Genomic DNA, 21,331 nt, shown 5'->3' on the forward strand with positions numbered 1-21,331 from the left:
CTATCTGGAAATTTGCGACAGCCCCCCCCCATTGGCTTCAAAAGGAAACACCTTACTCTGCGGAGGTGACGACCCAGGTCACGCGCGGCTCTTCCTTCTCGGGCTGCGTGCTCGGCAGGCGCATGATCGCCCCCGGACGGGTGACGCCTGCACGCGCGCCCGAGGTGGTGAAGGGGAAGCCCAGCAGGTCGGTCTCGACGCCGACATTGAAGCCAAAGCCCTGACCGCCATTGATCCCTGTGCCTGCGAGACGGCGGTTCAGCACCAGCCCCTCGGTCACATCGAGCTCGATCCGGTCATATTGGCTAAAGCTGTATTTGCCCGCGTTGATCGCCAGCGTCTGCGCATCCGCCACGGTCGAGAGCTTGTCATAGACCGCCTGCGCCAGCACCGAGAAGCCCTGCTGGTAGAACCAGACATCGCCACCGATCACCACGTCATAGCCGTTGAGCACCGGCCCTGCATGGCTCACGGAACCCGTCGTGATCCGCCCGCGCACGAGATTGAGCGTGCCACGCGCCCGGTCACGGCCACCCAGACGCCCGCGCACATCGTCGAAATACTGCGATTGCGGGATGAACAGCACCGGGCCGTCGCCGATCGAGTTCACATTGACCTGCGCCGCCATGCCGTCATTATGCCCATCAAGCGTCAGCGCAAGCGCATCTGCGGGCGTGATGTCATAGAGATAGGCGTCGATCGTGTCGGCATGCAGCCCGAGCGTGTCACGCACATTCAGGAGCCCCGCATATAGGGTCGAACCCGCATTGCGCGCCCGCAGATCGGCATTGTTGGGCGATTGCGCCTCGCGCTGACCGTAGAGTTCGGGATGGATCAGCTGCATCGCCTGCTCGTCGGCCAGATCAACCGTCGCACCGCCAAGGATCGTCACGCGCAGTGCATCATCTGCGGCCAGCGCCAGATCGGTGCGCGCACCCAGCACGCCGAGCGTCATCTGACCATTCACCGTATCGAGATGCAGCGCCCCGGTCTGCGAGAGCGCGAAGCCCGCACGCAAATCGCCCGTCGTCTCCGTATAGTTGACGTCACCATTGGCGTAGAAATGGCCCGTCGCGCCGTCGGAGATGTCGCCCATGAAGGTCGGTGCCGTCTCGCCGGTGATCGCGCCATTGAATGCGAAGAGCCGCACGTCGCCGCCCGCAAGCGTCGCGTCGTCCGAGCGGATATCGCCCTGCCCGGCCGAGATCACGATCGGCGAGGCACCACCGGCCGCGATATCGCGCACCGTGATCGGGCCGCCGGCATAGAGGTCGATCAGGCCGCTATTCGTCTGAAGCAGATCCAGCCGGATCGCATCGCGCTCGTTGAGATGCATCGCTCCATTGGCGACCTGTGCGGTGACGTGATCGAAGGCCACGGGCAGACCGTTCGGTCCGGTCGGCGTCATCGACCCGAGGTTCAGGACCGTTCCCGCCCCCACCGCGTTCGCTTCGAACACGGTGCCGCTCTGGCCCGAAGCGGTCGACAGTGCGCCCTTGACCTCGACGGTCAACGCCGGGTCAGCGGTGCTTTGCGTCACCACATGTGAGGCGATCATGTCGCCCGCCACGTCGAGAGTGATCGTGCCGGTGCCGGCGTCGATCGACGTGTCCGCCCCCTGTTGCAGCAGCCCTGCGGACTGGATCGAGATCGCCCCATTGCGACTGAGAATATCGGCATTCGCGACGAGGCTCGTCACATCCAGACCGATCTCCCCGCCCTGCGTGGTGATCCCCGGACCGGTCAGCAGCGTCAGCGGCGCATTGTCAGAGGTCAGCGCGATCGCCCCCGTGCCGCCCGCAGTGACCTGCTCAAGATCGGTCGCGCGGTCGCTCAGCGCGAGACGGATATCGCCATCGACGGTCGAGGCATAGAGGCTGCCCGTGGTCAGGCTCAGGGGCGTGACGCTCCCGATCGTGCCGCTCGCCGTGAGCTTGGTACGGCCGGCCACAATCCGGCCTTGCGTAAAGGAAGCCGCATCAAGGCGCACCTCGTCCGGCGAGGTGATCGTGCCGATGGTGAGCGCCCCGCCCAAGGTGATATCGGTGGGCGAACCCACGACCAACTGGGTCAGCGATGCGATGGTCAGATAATCGGCCTCATGCATCCACAGCGGCGTCGGATCGGTACCGGTCGCGGCATAGTTGAACGTGCCGAGCGCGGTCTCGAAGCGCTTGGTTGCGCTGCCGACCGAGCCGCCGGTGACTATCGAGAGCGTGCCACCCGTCGCATCCGTGCCGCTCGACGCGGAGGTATCGAGGCCAAGTGAGGTCGCAAGCTCCAGCGCCGAACCCGTGCCGAAGCCAAGCGTATCGCTGCCGGTGAAGGACATCAGCCCGTCGGTCGTGATCTTGCCGCCGCCCGCGATCTGGGCCGAGGCAATCGGCAGATCGCCGGTCGCACTCAACCAGGCGTCGCCAGTGGTGGTCGTCATGTCAAGCGCGCCGCCATTCGCCGTATCGGTCAGCGTGAAGGGCAGTGCAACCGTGCTGGTGCCGATCGAGCTGCCGGTCAGCTCCAGACTGCCCGCGCTGATCCGCACCGCCCCTGTGGCCAGCGCATCGGTGATCGCACCGGTCGCGCTGATCCGCACCGGGCCAGGCGCATAGGCCTCGGCCAGCGGCAAAGCGCCGGTCGCCGCAATATTCACCTCGACGCCGGAGCGTGCGGTCACCATGCCACCGGAGAGCACCTGCAAGGTGAGAGGGTTGGTTTCGGTCGCGATTGGGGCGTCGTTGCCGCTCTCGAGCACGATGATCCGACCGGTCACCGCTGGATTGCCCGAATGAGCGTCCGACATCATCCCGTCAAGTTTGATCGTGACGTCGCGCGCCGCGCTGACCTCCTGGATCGCTGCGGGGGTTTCAGCGCCAAGGAACACATCCGTCCCGAGCGCGAAGGCGTTCAGAGTGCCGACCGGCGCGCCAGTCGTATCGAGCCCCGTGAAGGCGAAATTCAGATCCTCGGCCCGGCGCACGACGACCTTGCCATTGGTGGTGAAAGTCAGATCGGACGGCTCGGCCTGCGACAGAACCAGCAGATCCTGCGTCAGATCGTTGCCAGCACCGACCGTATAGGGATCGAGCATCTCGCCGATCGTACCCGAGGCCAGCAGGTTGATATCCTTGTAGGCGTTGATATTTGGGGTTTCGATCCGGGTGTTGGTGTCCCCGGTCCCCTTGATCAGGCCCGCTCGAATCCAGTGATTAAGCTCATCCGTGGTCCAGCCGATCCCGTCGAGAAGTTTCGCCTGATCATCCGCCGTCGGCGTGTAGCTGAAGATGGTCTGCTCGGCGGTCTCGTTGTTCCACTCGGCATAGAGACCTTGCTGCTGCGAGATATAATCGTCGAGCTGCGCCTGCGTCCAGCCGCCGTTAAGCAGGGCCGCCTGATCGGAGGCATCCATCGTATAGCTGATCGAACCGCCCCCAGCATCGGTGCGCGTCCTCCAATAGGCCCGGTAGTCATGCTCACGGCTCGCGGCCAGCGCATCGAGCTGCTGCTGGGCGCGGTCGCTTTGTGCCACCGCATCGTCGAGGCCCATATCCTGTGTCCAGAGCTTCGCAAGCTCGCTTTCGGAGCGGATATCGCGAACTTCGACATCGTTGCGGTCGAGGATCGAGCCGTCGACTGCGGCCAGCGTGACCGAACCGGTCTGCGCGGTCACGCTATGGATCGGCAGATCGCCCTGACGCGCGCCGATCACAACACCCTTGTTCGCCATCGCATCAAGCACACCGCCACTCAGCGACACCCAGACCGGAGCGAAGGTCGTCCCATCGTAGCTGCCGATACTGCCGTTCAGCGAGGTCATGTCAATCGAGGTCGCGGTGACCACGCCCGTGTTAGGATCGGCCATCTTGATATCGCCATCGGCAAACAGCGTCACCGTGCCGGTGATCGGCGCATCCGAATTGGCCGGACGATCTTTCGCCTCGACATTGGCGATGGTCATCGAGCCCGACATCTCGCGGATATTGACCGCGCTGCCACCCACCGCCGTCAGGCGCGAGCCTTCCGACTGATCAACGCGGAATGCGCCCGAGATGCCGCCGATCCGGCCGTTCTCGGCATTGATGTCGAGATTGGCAAGCGTCGCGGTGATCTGCGGACTCGCAGTCACGATCGAGCCGTTATTGGAGGTGATATTGGTATCGCCAACAAGGTTCGAGACCGTCTTCTTGAAAATTACGTCGCCGCCCGAGGTGATGTTCAGCGCGCCGGCATCGGCGCCGCTGAAGACGATATCAATCGGGTAATCGGCCCGTAGGCGATGCGTATAGAGGACATTCGCCGTCGAGGTTTCGGACCAGGACTTATAGACGTCTCCGATTCCCAAGAACCGCTTGTCATCGGTCGTGACGGTGCCCTTGGCGTTGCTGTAGCTCGTGCGCTCGCCGGTGAAACCGTAGCTGTAATCGCCCCCGTTGATTGAGGTATTCTCGGAGGTCACATAGGCGCCGTTCGCACCGAACGCCACGGTCGGGTCGAGCTTGGTCACCTTCGCCGGGTCGGACTTGCTTTGAACTTCATTTGCCAGCGGCGCCCAGAAATAGAAGGTCTTCTGGGAGTAGTTCGTGACCTGCGTGATGATTTCAGATTGCAGCAGCACCATATCGCGATTCAGAACCGGCTGGTAACTGGCTGCGCGCCCGCTATCGACAGTGCTGGAGGTCTTCAGCGTCGTCGGCACGATGCGCGTGACCGAAACTGCATCAGTTCCGGTGCCATAGGTCTTGGTGACGGAGTCGTAGGTCGACGAGTTGTCATAAACCTCGAGCGTCTGACCAATACGGCGGTATTCGGTGATGAGCGGCTTGCCCCCCACCGCCTTGAGCGGGTCGGTATCAGAGATCCGCACCAGACCTTCGAGCCCTTGCCCGTTCGCGCCCGCCTCGCCGGTATCGACGCGGTCGAACACCACAGGTATCGAGGTGTCGTTGGTGACGTTGATATTGCCGAACCCGTCGAGCGACTCGATGCGGCCCGCGCCGGTCGAGAGGATCTGCCCGGTGATCTCCACCGTGCCGCCCTTGACGACCATCGGGGAAATCGTGATCGCGCCGGTCTGCACGCCCTCGGCATTGGTCGCAGTCGGATCGTATTTGATCCAAACATCGTTGGCAGTGACATAGGGCTTGCGCACGATATTGGAGTTCACCGGCTCGGACGGATTGAACAGAACCGTCGGCTGGGTCGTGGAGAAGTTCGACAGATCGGTCAGAAGCCCGTCGTCAATGGTGACGTCATAGCTGCCCACACCCGCCTGGATCAGCCCGTTGATATTGAGCTGGTCGGCGGTGATGTAGACATTGGCGCCCGCCGTGATCGAACTCTGACGCGGCTCGATCGTGAAGGTCGGGACCGAGGGCGTGGAAAAGCTGAATGAACCGTAACTGGCCGTCATCGAGCCGCCGTCATAGCCGGTGACATCGAAGCCCGCCGCCAGATAGTTCCGCACGACGTTGTCGACCTGGTTGAAATAGCCAGCATAGATCGAGCGCGGCTCGCCGCCCTCGTTGCGCAGCCCGGGCGTATAGCCCTGAGTAAAGTTGCCGCCGGCGCTCAGGTTGATCGTCTTGGCCGAGATATCGGCGCGCACGTCGAGATCGCCGAAATTCGAGTTGACCAGAACGCTGCCGCCCAGATTGGTGAGCGCGCCGTTCAGGGTGATCGAACCGTTGCCATAGGTGACCAGCTCGATCTTGGATTCACCCGCGTCATTGCCCGAGATCATCTTGTAGTCGATCGGGGCACCCTTGGGATTGGCGAGCTTCTGGACGTCGGCGGGCGTATTCACCGCGACATCGTTGAAGTAGATTCGGCCACCGTCAGAGGATGGGATATCCATGCTGCCGGCATTCACATAGGCGTCGGAATACACATGCACGACGATCTGCGCGTTGCCCGGCGCATCAAGCGTGCCGGTCGAGCTGCCCTGAACCGTGTCGGCCCGCATGTAGATACTGCCGCCGGAGGCGCGGATATCGGGCAGGTTGATGAAATCGACCGTGCCGGTGGTGGAGGTGTCGAGACGGCTTGCCAGCGCGTCGATCTCGGCTTGCCAAGCGGTGACCGCCTGCGTGTCCTTGCTCAGGATCGGATCGGCAATTTTCGCCTGAAGGTCTGCGATGCGCGAGGCCAGCTCGTTCTGCACGGTGCCCTGCGTGATCATCGCCTGAATCTCGGGATCGGCATTGCTCGGGTCGTTCAGGATCCCGTTGGCGTCCTCGTTGCTGTAGTTGACCGTCTGGCCCTGCGAGTTGGTGTAGCTCTCCGACCCGTTGTCGAGATGGTTGTTCGCGTCGAGGATCAGGATCTGCTTGTTGCGCGAGCCCGCGCGGACATAACCGTTCACCACGATCATGTTCTCGCCCTTGTCGGTCGAGGTGCCGCTTTCGATGTCGAGGCTGACCGGATCGCCTCCGAAGGCCTCGCTCAGCGCCGAACCAATCTCGGCGGCGACTTCGCGATAGAGGTCCTTGCCGCGACCATATCCCAGCACCTCTCCGCCCCCGCGCTCGGCGAAGACATAGACGTCATGCACGGCGGCGACGCTGGCGCCGGTACCGACACTGACGCGCTGGTTCGTGTTCGCGGTCGCATCCGCACCAGGCGTGCCGTTAATCGGGAAGGCGGTCTTGTTGAATACGCGTGTTTCGGCATTCACAGCGACCTGTTGCGCCCCTTTCGAGGTATAGCCCGCGCGCAGACCGATATCGGTGAAGGATTGCAGATCGGCACCCGAGGTCAGGCTGATCTTGTTGTCGGCATTATAGGTCGCGACAGTATTGCCCGAGGCCGCCCCCGACAGACCGTAAGAGGTGGTGTCGACCTCAGATTTGATATTCGCATCGCCCCCGGCATAGACGTCGAGATCGTCCATCGCGAGCAGCTTCGCGCTCCCGATCGTGACATGGGCTGTGTTGGTCTGGATATCGACCGTGCTGTTGCCGTTCGGGCTGGCGATGGCGCCGCCAGAATCGAGCTTGAGCCGGTCGAAAAAGACCATGTTCGTCGAGGCACCCAGATCGAAGGTCTGCCCGCCATCGGCGACGCCGGTCTGAAGCAGCATCGCGCCGTCATTGATGTTCAGATCGGTGGACGCGTTCACGGTCACGAAGCTACGCATCGCGGCGACGTCGATCGCACCGCCCGAACCCGAAACGAGGTTGTAGCCATTGTCAGGACGCTTGAAGGTGGTATCCGCACCGATCTCGATATTGCGCGCGGCAATCGTTGTATTGCCGCCCAACGTCAATGCTGTCGCGGCGCCAATCGTGTTGCGGCTCAGCGCCCCCGAATAGCCCACGGCGGCCGCGCTCACCGTATCGACAGAGCCGGCGAAGGTGGCGTTTTGTGCCGAGGTGATCTGAAGCCGGTCGGTGGCGGTGAAAACCGTCGTCCCGCTCGTGCCGATATCAAAGGTCGATGTCGTATCGGTGGTGACATGGACTTCCGCACCCGAGCCGGAAACGAGACCGCCCGAGCCGGAATCCGCGCTTGCGCTGATATCGGGCGCATTGCCCGCCCCCAAAGTGATCACTTTTCCCTTCAGGACCGCATTATTGATCGAGGAAGTCACATCGCCGCTGTCGCCATTGGCCGCGTCCTGACCGGCGAAGGCCAGCGTCAGACCGACCGCCACCGCACCACCGCTGCGCCCGGTCGCGAAACTGTCCACCTTCACCGCGCTTGCATCCGCGCTCAGCGCGATCGTGTTGGTAGCGATGAGGTTACCGCTCAGCGTCGAGGTGATGCCGTAGCTAGAATAGGCGTAGGCCGCGGCCCCGTTGCCGCTCAGCAGGCCACCCGAGGTCGATTGTGCCTTTGCCTTGCTCGTCACCCGATCAGAAGTACGCTCGATCTCGCTGTTGATCGTGATGTCGTTCGCGGTGACATCGGCGCCGAACACGGTGGTGACGTTCATATCGGCGCGCGAGGTCGCAACCCCGGCCCCGATCGCGACACCCGCCGCGACCGATATGCCATGCGCCTCGGCATAGGCCGCGCCGCCATTGGTGTTCTGCAGATCGAAATCACCGCCCGCGTTAACCGTCGTTCGCAGCACGCTAACCGCGCTATTGCCCGCATTGGTCCCCGTTACGACGACGGAGTTCCCCGATCCGACGATCCCGCCGGAGCTGCCAGACCCCTCGGCATGGGCCGAGGTGCCATCAGAGGTCTCGAGCGAGATTTTTCCCGCGCTGCTTTTCAGCGTGTTCACGCTCGCGCCCGCACGGCCGATGGTGATCGCGCTGGTCCCTTCGCTCTTGGCGCTAGAGACCGCGACACCGACCGCGCCCGCAAGCCCACCGGTGATATTCGTCGTGACGGCCTTCACCTCGCCCGTGCGGTCGGCATTGATCCCGATACTGTAGCCCGAGACCGAGACACCCGCGCCCATCTGCACCGACGCGCCGGCATTGAGCGTGGCCACGGTCACGCCCGCGCCACCCGTGTAGCCACCCGAGGCCGCGACGGTCGAGGCCGAGGCGTCGATCACATTGCCATCATCGCCGCCATAGGTCTTGGCTCCCAACGTCACCGCACCGCCCGCGCTGAGCGTCGCGCCATCTTGCAGCGTCACCGCCGCGCCGGTGGAAACGTTGGACACCACGATCCCGCTCGACGCGCCGCCGAAGATCGAGCCAGCCCCAGCCCCTGCCACTTGCAACAGATCGGTCTTGGCATGGCTCGTCAGCGACAGATCGCCATTGGTCAGCAAAGTCGCGGAGCCGATCTCGACACCGACCTGATCGCTGCCCGTCGCATCCGGGTTCAGACCCTGACGCGCGGTGACGATCTGGCTTTGCGTATCACTGGCACCGGCAAACCCGATGATCGACCCTCCGGTATTCTGACGATCCTGCTCGGTCGCATTCGGATCCAGCCCGCCGCTGCCGCTCTGATCGCTTGACAGTTCATCGTTGATAGACGCCATCGCATTCGAAAGATTGCCGCTCTCGTCATCGGCCGCTCCGCCCAGATCGGCCACCGAAATTGCGGCCCCCACCGCGACCGCACCTGCGCCAACCGAAACCACGGTCGAATCCAGCGTCCGCTCGGAGGTTGCCGACAGCGTGATCCCGTCACGCCCGATGCCACGCGCGCCATTGGGCGCATCATTGGCCTTCAGCACCGCGCCATCGCCAACGCTGACCTTGGTCGTGCCCTGAAGGCTCGCAAAATCGAGGCTCGCCCCCACGCCGAGAGCGCCGCCACCGATGGAGCCCGCAACACCTGTCAGATCGGCCGTTTCATGCGCGCTCAGGCTTAGTTTACCGCCTGCGGTCAATTCCTGATTGTCGCTGACGGACACTTCCGTCGTCGCGCGATCCACCACGAGATTGGCCGAGAGCGCGACTCCCACACCGCCGACAGCGCCTGCTCCGGCATAGCCCTTTTGCAGAAGCTGCGTATCCGCCTTGGCACTCAGATCGTTGCCCGCATCCAGCCGTGCGAAATCGCCCCCACGGCCCGCGCCGACCGAGACTTTCGATGTGCTGTTGGCCACAGTGACCTGAATCGCGCCACCGACAGCAGCCACGCCGCCCGACCCCCCGCCAGTCATCGAATAGAGATCGTTGTCGATCAGCGTGTTCAGGCTCAGATCACGGCCCACATCGAAAGAGCCACCGTTGATGCCGATCTCTGCGGTCGAATTGAGCACGTTCACATTGGCATTTCCGGTGACCCCGACAAAGCCGCCACCGATCCCCGCGACAAAGCTCGTCAGGGTCGATTTGCTGGTCGCGTTGGCGGCAATATCGCGCGCCGCTGCGAGCTGCGCGTCATAGGTCTCGACCTTTGCCGAGGACGTGACGACGGTCGTGCCCGCGCTCGCGCCAACACCGGCAGCCCCACCGATCGCGACATTCACCGTATAAAGCGCGGAATCGTTCTCCGTGTCGGCATTGAGCGTCACATCCTGCGCGCTCGCCGCCGTGTTGCTGCCGATATCATCTATGAAATCAATGTCGTAGCGCGGATTGAGCCGCACCAGATCGCTGCCCTGCGCTGAGCCAAGCTGCACCAGCGCCTCGTCGTCGATCAGGTTCATCCCGAAGAGCGCACTGACACCGGCGACGCCCCCCACCGATCCGTTCGCGGTCAGCATCGCGATGCCACTGCGCGCCTGTGCGTTCATCGCAAGTCCGGTGCTCGACTGCGCGACGCTGTCGACATCGCTCCAGTCGATCGCCTGCTGCCCCAGCGCGACCACACGCGCATCGTCAAGGATCCGCGCCTTCACCCGGTTCTTGATCGTGTTGACCGAGGCCGAGACGCCGACACCCGCTGTCGCCCCGCCCGAAATCGACAGGTTCACATCGGGTGCCTCGTTGCGCGCATCGGTAGAATCGGCGGGTTTGCTCACGTCCGAGCCACCCAGCAGCGTGATCGAGGTCGTCGATTGCGCGTCGATCAGCAGCGAGCCGCGCGTCGCGATGTCGGAACCGTAGCGCGTCGGCTCGGCCAGACCGCTAATCGGATCGACGAGCGAGATCGGCCTACCCTGCACCACCGCCTCGACGGTGTTCGCTGCGGTGTTGTTCACACCCGAGCCGGTCACGCCAACGGTGCCGCCTGCGCCCGAGATCGCGTTGCCATGGAAAGTCGTCGTCTGATAGGCGCCAAGCGAAGCGTTGTGTCCCGCACGCAGCGTGCTCGAAGTGATATCGGCGCGCACTGTCTGCGCAGAATTGTTGATCGCGATACCAAGCCCGACCGAGGCCCCGCCCGAGCCGCTAATCGAACCCGCATTGGCGGTCAGCGAGGGGGTCGAATGGGCGGTAAGCGCGAGCGTTGCGACCTGCGCTTCCGACCGGCGCAGACCCGCGAAGACATCGCCATTGGCGACGTTAACCGCGAAGCTGCCCGCGAAGGCGCCCGAGCCGCCACCGCCAACCGCTGCCGAAAGCGCTTCGAGCGTCATGTCCTGATCGGCGCCGATGGTCAGCGTGCCCGCCAGCAACAGCGGACCGTTCGCCGTCGCGCTTTCATCAAGGTTGCGCGCGAGGATCGCCGCGTCTTCGACCGCCGCCTCGGTATCGTCCGACATCACGTTGACGACGATCGCGCCGCCTGCGCCCGCCTGCCCGCCGATCCCGGCCGAGCCCGCCAGCGCCTTGATCGTGCCGGTCTGGGTCGTGGTAACAGACACATCGCCGCGATCGGTGCGCAGCGCCGCGCGCGTGCCGGCGCCGCCATTGCCGCGGATATGCGCGTCGGCCTGCCGGTTCATCACGTTCACGAGGATCGAGCCCGCGCCACCGACGCCGCCCGAGAAGCCCCCCGAAACGGCCGCCGTCTCGATCGTGCCGGTCTGGGTCGCGCCAACCGAAATGCTTGGTGCCTGAGTTTCCGCCCCCGTGGGCAGGACAAGTTCGGCCTCGGTCTTGGCGAAAAGCAGGTTGACGCCGATCCCCGCCCCGACGCCCGCGCCCGAGCCGCCAATCGCGACCGCGCCCGCGAGCGAACGGATCGTGCCGGTCGAGCTCGACGTGATCGTGCTGGCAGGCAGCGCGGGCGTCGCACCCGAAAGTTCCACTCGCGCACGGGTCACCGCATCCGCATCAAGCGTCAGCGCCAGTTGGCTGGCGTCGAAATCAGGGGCCTGCGTCGTGGCGCTCATGCTGGAAACCAGACCGGCCACCGCCGCATCGCGCCGATCCGAGACTTCGGTTTGCGCACCGCCTACCGGGTCTTCGCTGCTCGGCCCCGGCAGCGGGGCAACGCTCGGGCCGTTCACGCCCGGCTGACCGATCTGGGTATAGACCACCGAACCCGCAACGCTCACCTCGCCCGATGCCGCGCCCGAAACCGCGATGGCGTCAATCCCGGCGGTATCGTCCGCCGTGACGCTCAGAGAAGACCCGCTCACCGCATCGCCGGTGATCAGGTCTGCGGTGGTGCCACCATGGATCGAGGCCACGGTCAGCGCCACGCCAACCGCATTGCTGCCCCCTGCCGCCGCCGCGCCCGACAGGATCGAGATCTGCCCGCTGCGCGTGGCCGACAGCGCAATCGCGCCACTGCCGCCATCGATCTTTGCATTTGTCGCATCGACCGCCGTGGTGTTACCGATATCGCCAATTGCGATCGAGCCGCCCACTGCGTTCGTGCCACCACCTGCAAGACCGACGGCCCCGCTGGTAATGGTCGAGCCGTTCGTGGCACCCAGCGTCACACCCTCGCCGGTCATATCCGCGCCGTGGGTAAGAACGCCCGTGTCATGCGCGATGAAATTGGCCGAGACCGCGCCACCGACACCGGTTCCGCCCGCGCTCAGCGCAGCGGCCCCGGCGAGGCTCGCAATGGTGCCGGTATCATCGGCGTTCAGGCTCAGCGCACCGCCAGCGTTCAGCACCGCATCGACCGCCGAAACCTGCGTCGTCGCGGTCGAGACGTTCACCGTCACCGCGCCCCCTAGCGAGGTGTCGCGCGAGGCGCTCAGCGCCACCGCAGCCGAACGGATCGTGCCGGTCGCCGTCGCCGTCGCCGAGATCTCGCCCGTGCCCGTTGTGCTCAGGTTCGCATCGGCGAGATTGATGCTCGTGGTGTTCGCGCTCAGCAGGTTCAGCGTGCCAGCAAAGCCGCCTGCGCTGCCGTTCGACGCCGCAGCGCCACCACCCAAGCTGTTTATTTCACGAGAATTCGTTGCCGTCAGCGCGATACTCTCCGCATCCAGCGCCTCGGTGCCAGCCGCCGACACTTCCAGCTTGGCCGAAATGTTATTAGCCGAAAGGCCCACGCCCGCTGCGGTCTGCTTCTGGGCCACCGCGCCAGCCACGGCGATCGAGGAAATCGTGCTTGACCCGGTCGCGCCCATCGTGATCGCGCCAGTGCCGCCGGTTCCGCCCTGCCCGGTCACAAGCGCATCGGTCAGCGTCGCGCCGGAAGTCGAGGTGATGACATTCACCGTCGCGGCCCCGCCCACGGCATTGTCGCCATTGGCCAGCGCGCCGCCGAGCGAGAAGATCGTGTTGGCCTCGGTGACGCCGACATTGATCGAGCTGGCCGAGATGCCCATCCGGTCGGCACCCGCGCCATTTCCAGTCACATCGGCACGCGCTCCGCCGGTGATGTTGTTCACCGAGACCGACCCCGCGATGCCGGTCTTGCCCGAGCCTGCCGAGACGCCAAAGCCGTAGATCGACTGCGTACTGTCAGCGGTGATGCCAAAGACGCCGGTGTCGATGGTGCTTGCGCCGGTGACCGAGGCACCCGCGCTGCGGGTTACGGTGTTGACAGCGATGCCGACGCCGACGCCCGATCCTTTGGTCTTGTCCATGTTGATGCCGACCGCGCCGCCAACCGAAACCGTGGTCGAGCCATCTGTCGCGTTCACGCTCAACGCATCCGAAGTGATGGACGCGTCCTTCACCGTGGCCGTGGTGCCCCCGTCAAGCACAGCCACTGCGACCGACCCCGCCAGCGCGATATCACCGCGCGAGGTGCCCGCACCGCCCACGGCCACGTTAACCACCGTTGCGTGATCCTCGGCACCGATGGTGACCGCACCGCCCGCATTGATCGTGGCACCCGTGACCTCAGAACGCAGCTCGCGCGTATCGACCATCACCGAGAAGGCCCCCGCCAGCGCGTTGGTATCCTGCGCCTGCCCCAGCCCCGCAGAGACAGCCCCGCCGCCCGCGATCTGAAGCGCCGTGTTCTTCGCCGTTTGGGTCAGGGTCGAGCCCAGTTCGATCTTGCCTGCGGTGTTAAGCGCCGCGACCGTCTCATTGCCAAGCGAGAGGTTGAGCGTTGCCACACCGGTAACCGCCCAACCGCTTTGCTGCTGGTTGCCATCGCTATCGGCAGGGGTCTGCACGTTTTGCTGCTGGTTGACCGCCTCGTCCTCATCATCGGCGAAAAGCCAGGACGGGATGATCATGTCATCCTCGTTCGTGCCATTCGGGTCGGTCGTGCCGCCACTCGATTGCGGATCATCCTGCTGGGCCGGCTTGCCCTGCACCTTCGAGCCCGCGACGCCGACCACGACATCGGTCGTCGCATTCTCGGCGGTGATCGTCAGCGTGTCGGCTTTGATGACCGTCTTCCCGGCACCGCTCAGGGCGGAGGATTCATCCGCCGGACCAATTCCGGCCCAGATCTTGCGGCCCGAGATGTTCAGCCCCGCCGAGGCCCCGACGCCCACGTTTTCCGAGGCCGAAATCGCGCCCGCAGCCGCCCATTCGACGGATTCGTCCTTCGCCGAGATCGAGACCACGCCGCCGGTGACCGAGGCATCGTCGCCGATCCGCGCTACGGTTTCGGCATGGGCGATATTGGTGGCGACCGTCGCATTGACCGCCGTTTTCGTGCCCTGCCCGCCCGAGAAGCTGAGGATGCCCGCGATGTTGCGGGTATAGGCATCGACATTGACCGCATTGGTTCCGGCATTCACCGTCGCGCCGGACTCGATCACCGAAGAAACCTTGCTGCCGATCCGGTCGATATTGATACCGACCCCGATCGCGCCTTCCGCATCGCCCTTGAGCGGGTTCGACTTGGGCAGATTGGCGAGATGGAGGAACAGGCTCTCCTGGCTCGACAGCACATTGAGATCGCCCGAAAAGTTCAGCACCGCGCCGTTGCGGACCACCGCATTGGTCGTGTTATCGGTGTTGAAGACGTTGGCGGTGATACCGATTGCAAGCTTCTGCTGATCCTCGGGGACGACCGGGCGCGAGCCGTCTTTCGGCACCGGCGCCAACGCCTTCGATTTCACGTCCGTGGTGATGAAGTTCAGCGGATTGATTGTGTCGATCAGGCCGGGCGCGTCGGGCGCAGTCAGTTGGGTCGGGTCGCTCGGGTTGCTGGGCAGTTCGGTGTAATCAGTGATCTGGCCGGTGAACTGGTCCCACTTGTCACGGATATCACCCAGCGGATCGGCATGGGGGAAACGCGTCACTGATTGCACGGTCGCGGCCGCCGCGTTCACCGTTGCGTCCTTGCCAATCTCGGCCTGTGTCGTGCCGCCCATCGCCGAAACCGAACCGGTCAGCATCAGCGCCTGAGAATATTTCCCCATCAGCTCGTCTTCGGTGATCTGGTCCGTATGAGTGGCGTTATATTTGTCGAGCGCGTATTTCGCCGCGAAATTCAGCTTGCCGAACGCCGCCGAGACAGAACGCGACAGCGAACTGCCGCCCTCGGTCGGCCCCGCAAAGCGATAGGCCGAGTTGACCGAGACGGGCTGTCCGGTCGCCGTGACATGGGTCGTCCCCAACGCGGTCAGCGCATCGCCATTTGTGAAGTCGTGATAATCGCCGCCCATCGTCGCAAAGGTGTTGTCAGTGTCCACCTGCACGTCAATCGCCACGCCAAAGCCGATATGGGGGGCGCGGTTCGGATCGACCTGCGATCCCTGAAGCTGGCTCTGCGCGCCCGGGATCGCCTGCACCATCGGGTTGTTCGCCGCGCGTTTCTTGCCGATCAGCTTGCTTGGATTGGCCACACCCATCGTCGCGGTGGTGGCATGGACCTTGTTGAAAAACAGCGTCTCTGCATCAAGGTTGAGTGCGCCGCCGGTGTTGATCGTGCCGCCGAGCGCAGCCTCGGTCGTCGATTGCGAGACATCGACACTGATCGCCACGGCACCAAGCCCTTCGGTGCCGGCATTGGCGCCGGTGGTGATCGAGTGCGACTTGCCGGTGAAGGCACCCGCATCAAGCGCACCGGCCGAGGTCAGCGCCCCCCCCTTCACCAGAAGCTGGTTCTTCAGTTCGCGCGTGGTGACCACGAGCGCGCCTGCATAATCCTTCACCTTGCTTGCAGAAATCGACACCGTGTGATCTTCGGATGCCGTGCTGGCGAGGCGCATATTGCCTGCCTTGGTCGTCAGAGAGCTGCCATCGAGCAGAACCTGACTTTCGACATTGCTGTTGGCCATCACGACCCCAAGCGCATAGGCCTTGGGCGAGATCGAATAGGTGGTCTGGGCATGGGATTGCACGACAAGCGCATCACCCGTCGGATCCCAGACAGAGGGCAGTTTCACCGTCAGGCTGTAGGGTGCGCCGCCACCGATCAGACTGCCGGTAATGTTGTCGACCACATCCTGCGCACTGCTGCTGAAACTCAGCTGCGGCGTCGAGAGGAAGCTGTAGCTATCTTCCAGCAGCCCCGTCGCGCCAAGCAGGCCATTGTTCGAGGGGGTGCCGCTCGACAAAGCCGTCGGCGTGATCGTCTTGTTCTTCCAATTGCCATCCGCAGTCAGCGTGCTGTTGGTGATCTTCACATGCGACTGCGCATCAAGAAGCTGAACCTGCAACGGAATCAGGCTGTTGATCGTCGTGGCACCCTGCTGGATCAGGTTGTTCATCACCGTCAGACCGTTGTTGATCTGATCGGTCATCTGCTGTTCGGTGGTGCCGCCTTCGAGATCGTCGACCTGCTGCTCTTCGACACTCTGATCGTCGCTGCCCAGCGTGTTCGAGACGGTCGCGACCGAGTTCACCACAATCGAGCCCGATTTCAGATCAGCATTGTCGATGGTGATCGAGGCGCTTTCGCTGTCAGGGTTGATCGCCCAGGCGATGCCCGTGTTGAACGAGCGTGCCGAAAGCAGGATCAGTCCGCCGCCATCGGCTGCCGTGCTGTCGGCGCGCAGGGTGGTGCCGGAATCAACATTGATGTCCTGCGCGGCCACGAGGATCGAGCCCGCCGTGCCCGCTCCAGGGGTGCCCGTGACGGGATCGGCTGCATCGCCCGCCCGCGTCGAAATATCGTGGCTCAGCGTGACGTTCTTGTCCGCGGCAAAGACCAGATCGCCGCCCTTGGTCGTGATCTGCCCGGTGGTCGAGACATTCTGCCCGCGCAAAAAGACCGAGCCTGCCTTGCCCGTCGCGCTTGATGTGGACATGTCGAAACTGCCCTGCGCGCTCACATCGCCCTGCGCCGCTTGCAACGGCCCCGTCACGCCACCCGCGCGCAGCACAAAGGCACCGCCATCGCCGGCCACCGAGGTCGCTTTCACATCAAGGCCGCTCTCCATCACCGCAGAGCCTTGGGTAAACAGAAAGACCGTGCCGCCCGCGCCCGTCAGCGTGCCGCTGCCGGAGACGTCGATCTTGCCGTCCACAGACACGTCGCCCTCGGCTTGGCCCAGAACGACGCCACCTCCTTGAGACTCCACGAGATTGGTGCCGCGCTTGGCTGAGATGTTACTGCTCGCACCGGTCGCGAGCCCGCCCTTGGACACGAGCCGGATCACCCCGCCCTGGCTGACGAGTCCGGCGGCCTGCGGCGTGCCATCGGTGTTCACACCGACCGAGACCGGATCGGCGGAGGTCGGATCCGCTACTTTAATCCGCCCGTTCAGCATCATGCCGAAACCGCCCGAACGCAGCGCAAGCCGGGTGGCGTTGATTTGCCCGTCAACGGTGATCTGACCGCTGTCGCTCAATGGCTCTGCACCCGCGAAAAGCTGTGCGGTGGGCGTGTCGACGGTCGCGGTGAAATTGCCTTGCGCCTCGTCCATCAGATCGTTGACGAAGCCCGGCGTGGGGGCGCTCAGCGTCAGTTGGCCCGCGTTGATCGTGCCGGTGGAACTGACCACGAACCCGTCCGAGTTCACGAAGAACACGTTGCTGCCCGTCGCGACCGGAGCAGCGCCGGGCGCACCGAGGCCTGCATTCAGGGTGCCGGCGATCGTGCTCTGTCCGCCGTTCACGATATTGACCAGCGCGCCGGTATTGACCGGCTGATAGACGTTGACCGTGGTCCCCGCGTTCACATTGAACTGGCTGAACGTGTTGAACGCGGTGCCATTCTGGATCGTCCCGGCGGTCACGTTCGTGGTGCTGCCGCTGGTGGCGACATTGGTGCTGGTCTTCCCATCCGCAACAACATCGGCGAAGGCGGGGAGCACGGCGAAGATCGCCGCCGAAGAGACGCTGCTCAACCACCCGAACCTGCGGATCACGCGGCGAAAGGTGGCGTTCATTTTGTCATTCCGGCGATACATCATCGCTATGTCCCCATCATCGAAGCGGCCCTACGCCGCTTTCGGCGCCCCCTGCGGCCGCATTGTCGTCAGGCTGCGTCTCAGCCTTCCGCTTTTTTCAGCACCTCAAGCGCCTTGTTGAACTGCTCGACGTCCACGCGCAAAACCAACGGCTTGCCATCAGCAGTCGGCTTGTAGCCAAACAGGATCGCCTTGTTTTCATCGAAACGCTTCAGCTCGTCCGCCGAGAGCGGTGCCGCCGCCTCGCAAACGCCATTCAGGCAGGTCTGCCAGACCATGTCGCGCTGTTTAAGATCGTCCTTGCCCTCAAAGCGGTAAACTGCGCCGCCGGGCAGGTAGACGCCCATCGGCACCTGCGCGATCAACACCGCGCCGTCCTTGGCCGGCATCGCGATGAACCGTGCGAGAAGCTGGTTCGAATTCTTGACCCGCTGCTCCTGAACGAGGCGGCACACGGTCTTCTTCACTGTCGCGGCCTGACAGGACACGACCCAGTCGCCAAAGGCGGTGTTATTGGCGATATCCTCTGGCGCGTCGCTTTGGACCGCTGCGGGCTTTTCTACCGGTTTGATCTTGCCATCCTTCGTGGAGGTCTGGGCAAAAGCAGCGGGCGCAAGGCAGCCCAATGCGAAAACGGCCACCGCCGCCCCCTTCGTAATCCTTGCTCCCAGCCCCGCCATCTCGTTCATCTTGGTCATTCTCTCTTGTCTCCTCAGAAGTTGTAATCAAGCCCGACATAGACCGTCGGTTTGCCCACATCGCTAAAGCCCAGTGTCTTTTTCAACGGAACGCCCACGCTCGTCAGCAGCGCGACCTTCCGGTTCAAAGCTGTCGTCGCGCCGAGCCCGAAGGACGCCAGCACATCCTGATTGGAATCAAAGCCCCCGGACGCGCGATAGGGCACGACGGCGGCGGCATCCACGAAAGCGAAGGGCCGCACGTTCAGGCGCCCCTTCATCAACGAGAACGGCTTGCGCTTGGATATTTGCAGATTAAGCACCACACCTGAATCGCCGCCGCGCACCTCGCTGGGATAGCCGCGCACGCTGCCCACGCCACCCGCAGTGATCAAGCGCGACACGGGCAGGTTCTGCCCCGGCGCGATCTGGAAATTCGCAGTCGCGTCGAATTGCAGCGCTTTTCCCAGCGGCGTGCTGAAGCTCGCATCGCCATAGATCAACTGATAGGTGCCCTCGGTCTCAGAGGTGCCCTTGGCATCCGCCCGCCCGAGCCGAACCCCGAACCCGATGCTCGACCGTGCTTTCGGCCATTGCCGGTAGAAGCGCCCGACCGCATAGACCTCGCGCAGCGAGATGTCCGAAAACCCGAGCGAACCCGCATTGGATTTGTCGCGCCCGGTATCGAAGCCCCCCTCGAAGGTGAAATAACGATCCGGCCCGATCTTGAACGGTTGGCGATAATTGACGGTAAAATCGGTTGAATCCGAGGTGATCTGGACCGGGATGAACTCTCCCCCGATGATCGCGCTGTTCGACCGGCTAATCGCCGCCGTCACGACGCCGCCTTTCGGCCCGATCGGACGCGAATATCCCAGCGAATAGGCCGAAGCCCCTTTCGATTTCTGCGCCTGGAAGGATAGCGCGTCGCGCACGCCCGTCACGCTCGACCAACGCACGAAAAGCGAAGCGCGGGCACGGCCCGTCTCGGGGCGGCCATAGTTGTCGACCGACAGGGTCGCGGCGAAGCGCTCGGGTGACTCGCCGTAGATCGTCGCAATGGTCGTGCCCGGCGCGGTGCCCGGAGAGAATTTCAGCGAGGGCTGGATGTCGTAGGACAGATCGAAAACGCGCAGCTCGCGGGAAATCTCGTCGAAATCCGGTTTCTCGTTGAGCGGCAGTGACAGCCGGTCGTGCAGGAAGGCCGGATTGGTGCGCGGGAAGCCCTCGATCTGCACCGACTCGACTTTGGCCTCGACCAGCGCGACATGCAGAACGCCGTTGCGGATCTCCTGCGGCGGCAAAACGGGCTCTGCCGTCGGCACCCCTTCGACGATATAGAGCCGCTTGATCTCTTTGATCATCGTCGTCAGATCGTCGAAGCTGATCGGGTGGCTCGTATATTGATCGGCCACCGTTTGCAACTGCTCGGGCGTAAGATAGCTCGACGGGTCAAAGACGATCTTCGACAGCGTAAAGGTCTGCACCGAGACTGCGCCCGCATTGGCCGTCTGTTTCGCCCGCGCTTCGGCATGGGCGGGTATCAGCGGCACTGCGAGTGTCGCGCCGGCCAGGAATATCGTCAGCAGCAGGGACCTCACTTTGGCGCCTCCTCGGCCCGAGCCTGCGCCAAGGCATTGGTCAGCCCCATCAATGACACGTCGAAATGAATCGGCGGTGCGTTGGGGGCAGGTCGATAGGTGAGCTGAACGACACGCGCGGATTTCCACGCGGTAAGCTCGGCGCCCGGAAGGTCAATGCGCGCCTCGCAAGTACCGGGCACGCAGCGGATCAGCCGCAGTCGTTGTTCGGAACCTCCCGAAAGCCTTGCGAATACGCCCGAGCCGATATGGATCTGCTGCGGCAAGAGCACTTGCAATCGCGCACCGCCATTATTTTCGGGTTGCAGCCGAAGGGTCGCGAGCCAGGTCCGGTCCGCCGCGAGGGTTGTTGTCGCCGCGATGCAGGACTCTGCAGCCTGCGGACAGCTCACGCTCCAATCGCGAAAGGTCCAATTTTGCGGCGCGGCCTCTGCCATCGCGATGCTTGCGCTGAAAGCGAGGAAGAGAAGCAGCGTAAATCTTAAAATAAAAAGGACGTTGCGACGAAATGCAAAAGCCGCCGGAAAACGACATCCTTCAAACAAAATAGATCGCTTTGATCGATATAGAAAACCCATGCGTCACCCATTTGAAATCAGCTCTCGTCTGAACCAAATGGCCAAAACGCCTGGACCGTATTTACGGCATATCCACGATGATGACCGACACCGTGCGTCTTCAGACGGTTTACCTTTAGTAAAGGGTGCGACATCTTGTCAACAAAACTTTATCGACAAAATCGTAGGATATTGGTTCAGCAACTTAAAGTTGCTTCGAAAAAACGAAACTCTCGCGTTGAAAACCTAACATTAGGCTCACGTTGGTGTTGTCACATTAACCGTCCAGATTTGCCAACCACCGCGTTTACTCTTAGGCATCTCGGATGAACACACAATCAGGTATTGTCAGGTTAATTTCCTTTGCCCGCACTTTTGCCCGTGAGGGTTTGATCAAGCCGTCATTGCAGCGGCACAATCGATCCAACGGCGAAATGCGGCTGTCCGGGTGTGGCGATATTTGGAGGCGGTCATCTTGTGGCGGCGGGGGCGGAACAGTGTGGCGGTTTCATCATGGACGCT

General features: G+C 63.4%; 4 protein-coding genes. All 4 read right to left on the minus strand.

The genetic code is table 11. The features are described 5' to 3' along the window. Positions 1–52 precede the first annotated feature (52 nt). The 4 genes from ACN0SD_RS17700 to ACN0SD_RS17715 all read right to left on the minus strand — a co-directional run bounded on the left by ACN0SD_RS17700 (position 53) and on the right by ACN0SD_RS17715 (position 20,830). Positions 53–17,953: a leukotoxin LktA family filamentous adhesin gene (locus tag ACN0SD_RS17700; RefSeq protein WP_417809543.1), complete on the minus strand. Its 17,901-nt coding sequence runs from the start codon at positions 17,951–17,953 to the stop codon at positions 53–55. A 101-nt stretch (positions 17,954–18,054) separates the two neighbouring features. Continuing rightward, complete coding sequence (locus ACN0SD_RS17705) at positions 18,055–18,672, minus strand: invasion associated locus B family protein (protein WP_417809544.1); 618 nt, start codon at positions 18,670–18,672, stop codon at positions 18,055–18,057. 14 nt (positions 18,673–18,686) lie between these two features. Then, the gene (locus tag ACN0SD_RS17710; protein ID WP_417809545.1) at positions 18,687–20,252 is read right to left on the minus strand and encodes a ShlB/FhaC/HecB family hemolysin secretion/activation protein; all 1,566 of its coding nucleotides are present in this window, start codon (positions 20,250–20,252) and stop codon (positions 18,687–18,689) included. Continuing rightward, positions 20,249–20,830, minus strand: a complete 582-nt coding sequence (locus tag ACN0SD_RS17715; RefSeq protein WP_417809546.1) for an invasion associated locus B family protein — start codon at positions 20,828–20,830, stop codon at positions 20,249–20,251. The genes ACN0SD_RS17710 and ACN0SD_RS17715 overlap by 4 nt, the downstream gene beginning before the upstream one ends. Between the last annotated feature and the right edge of the window lie 501 nt (positions 20,831–21,331).

The sequence above is a fragment of the Thioclava sp. genome (genome assembly GCF_048263065.1).
Lineage (GTDB): Bacteria > Pseudomonadota > Alphaproteobacteria > Rhodobacterales > Rhodobacteraceae > Thioclava.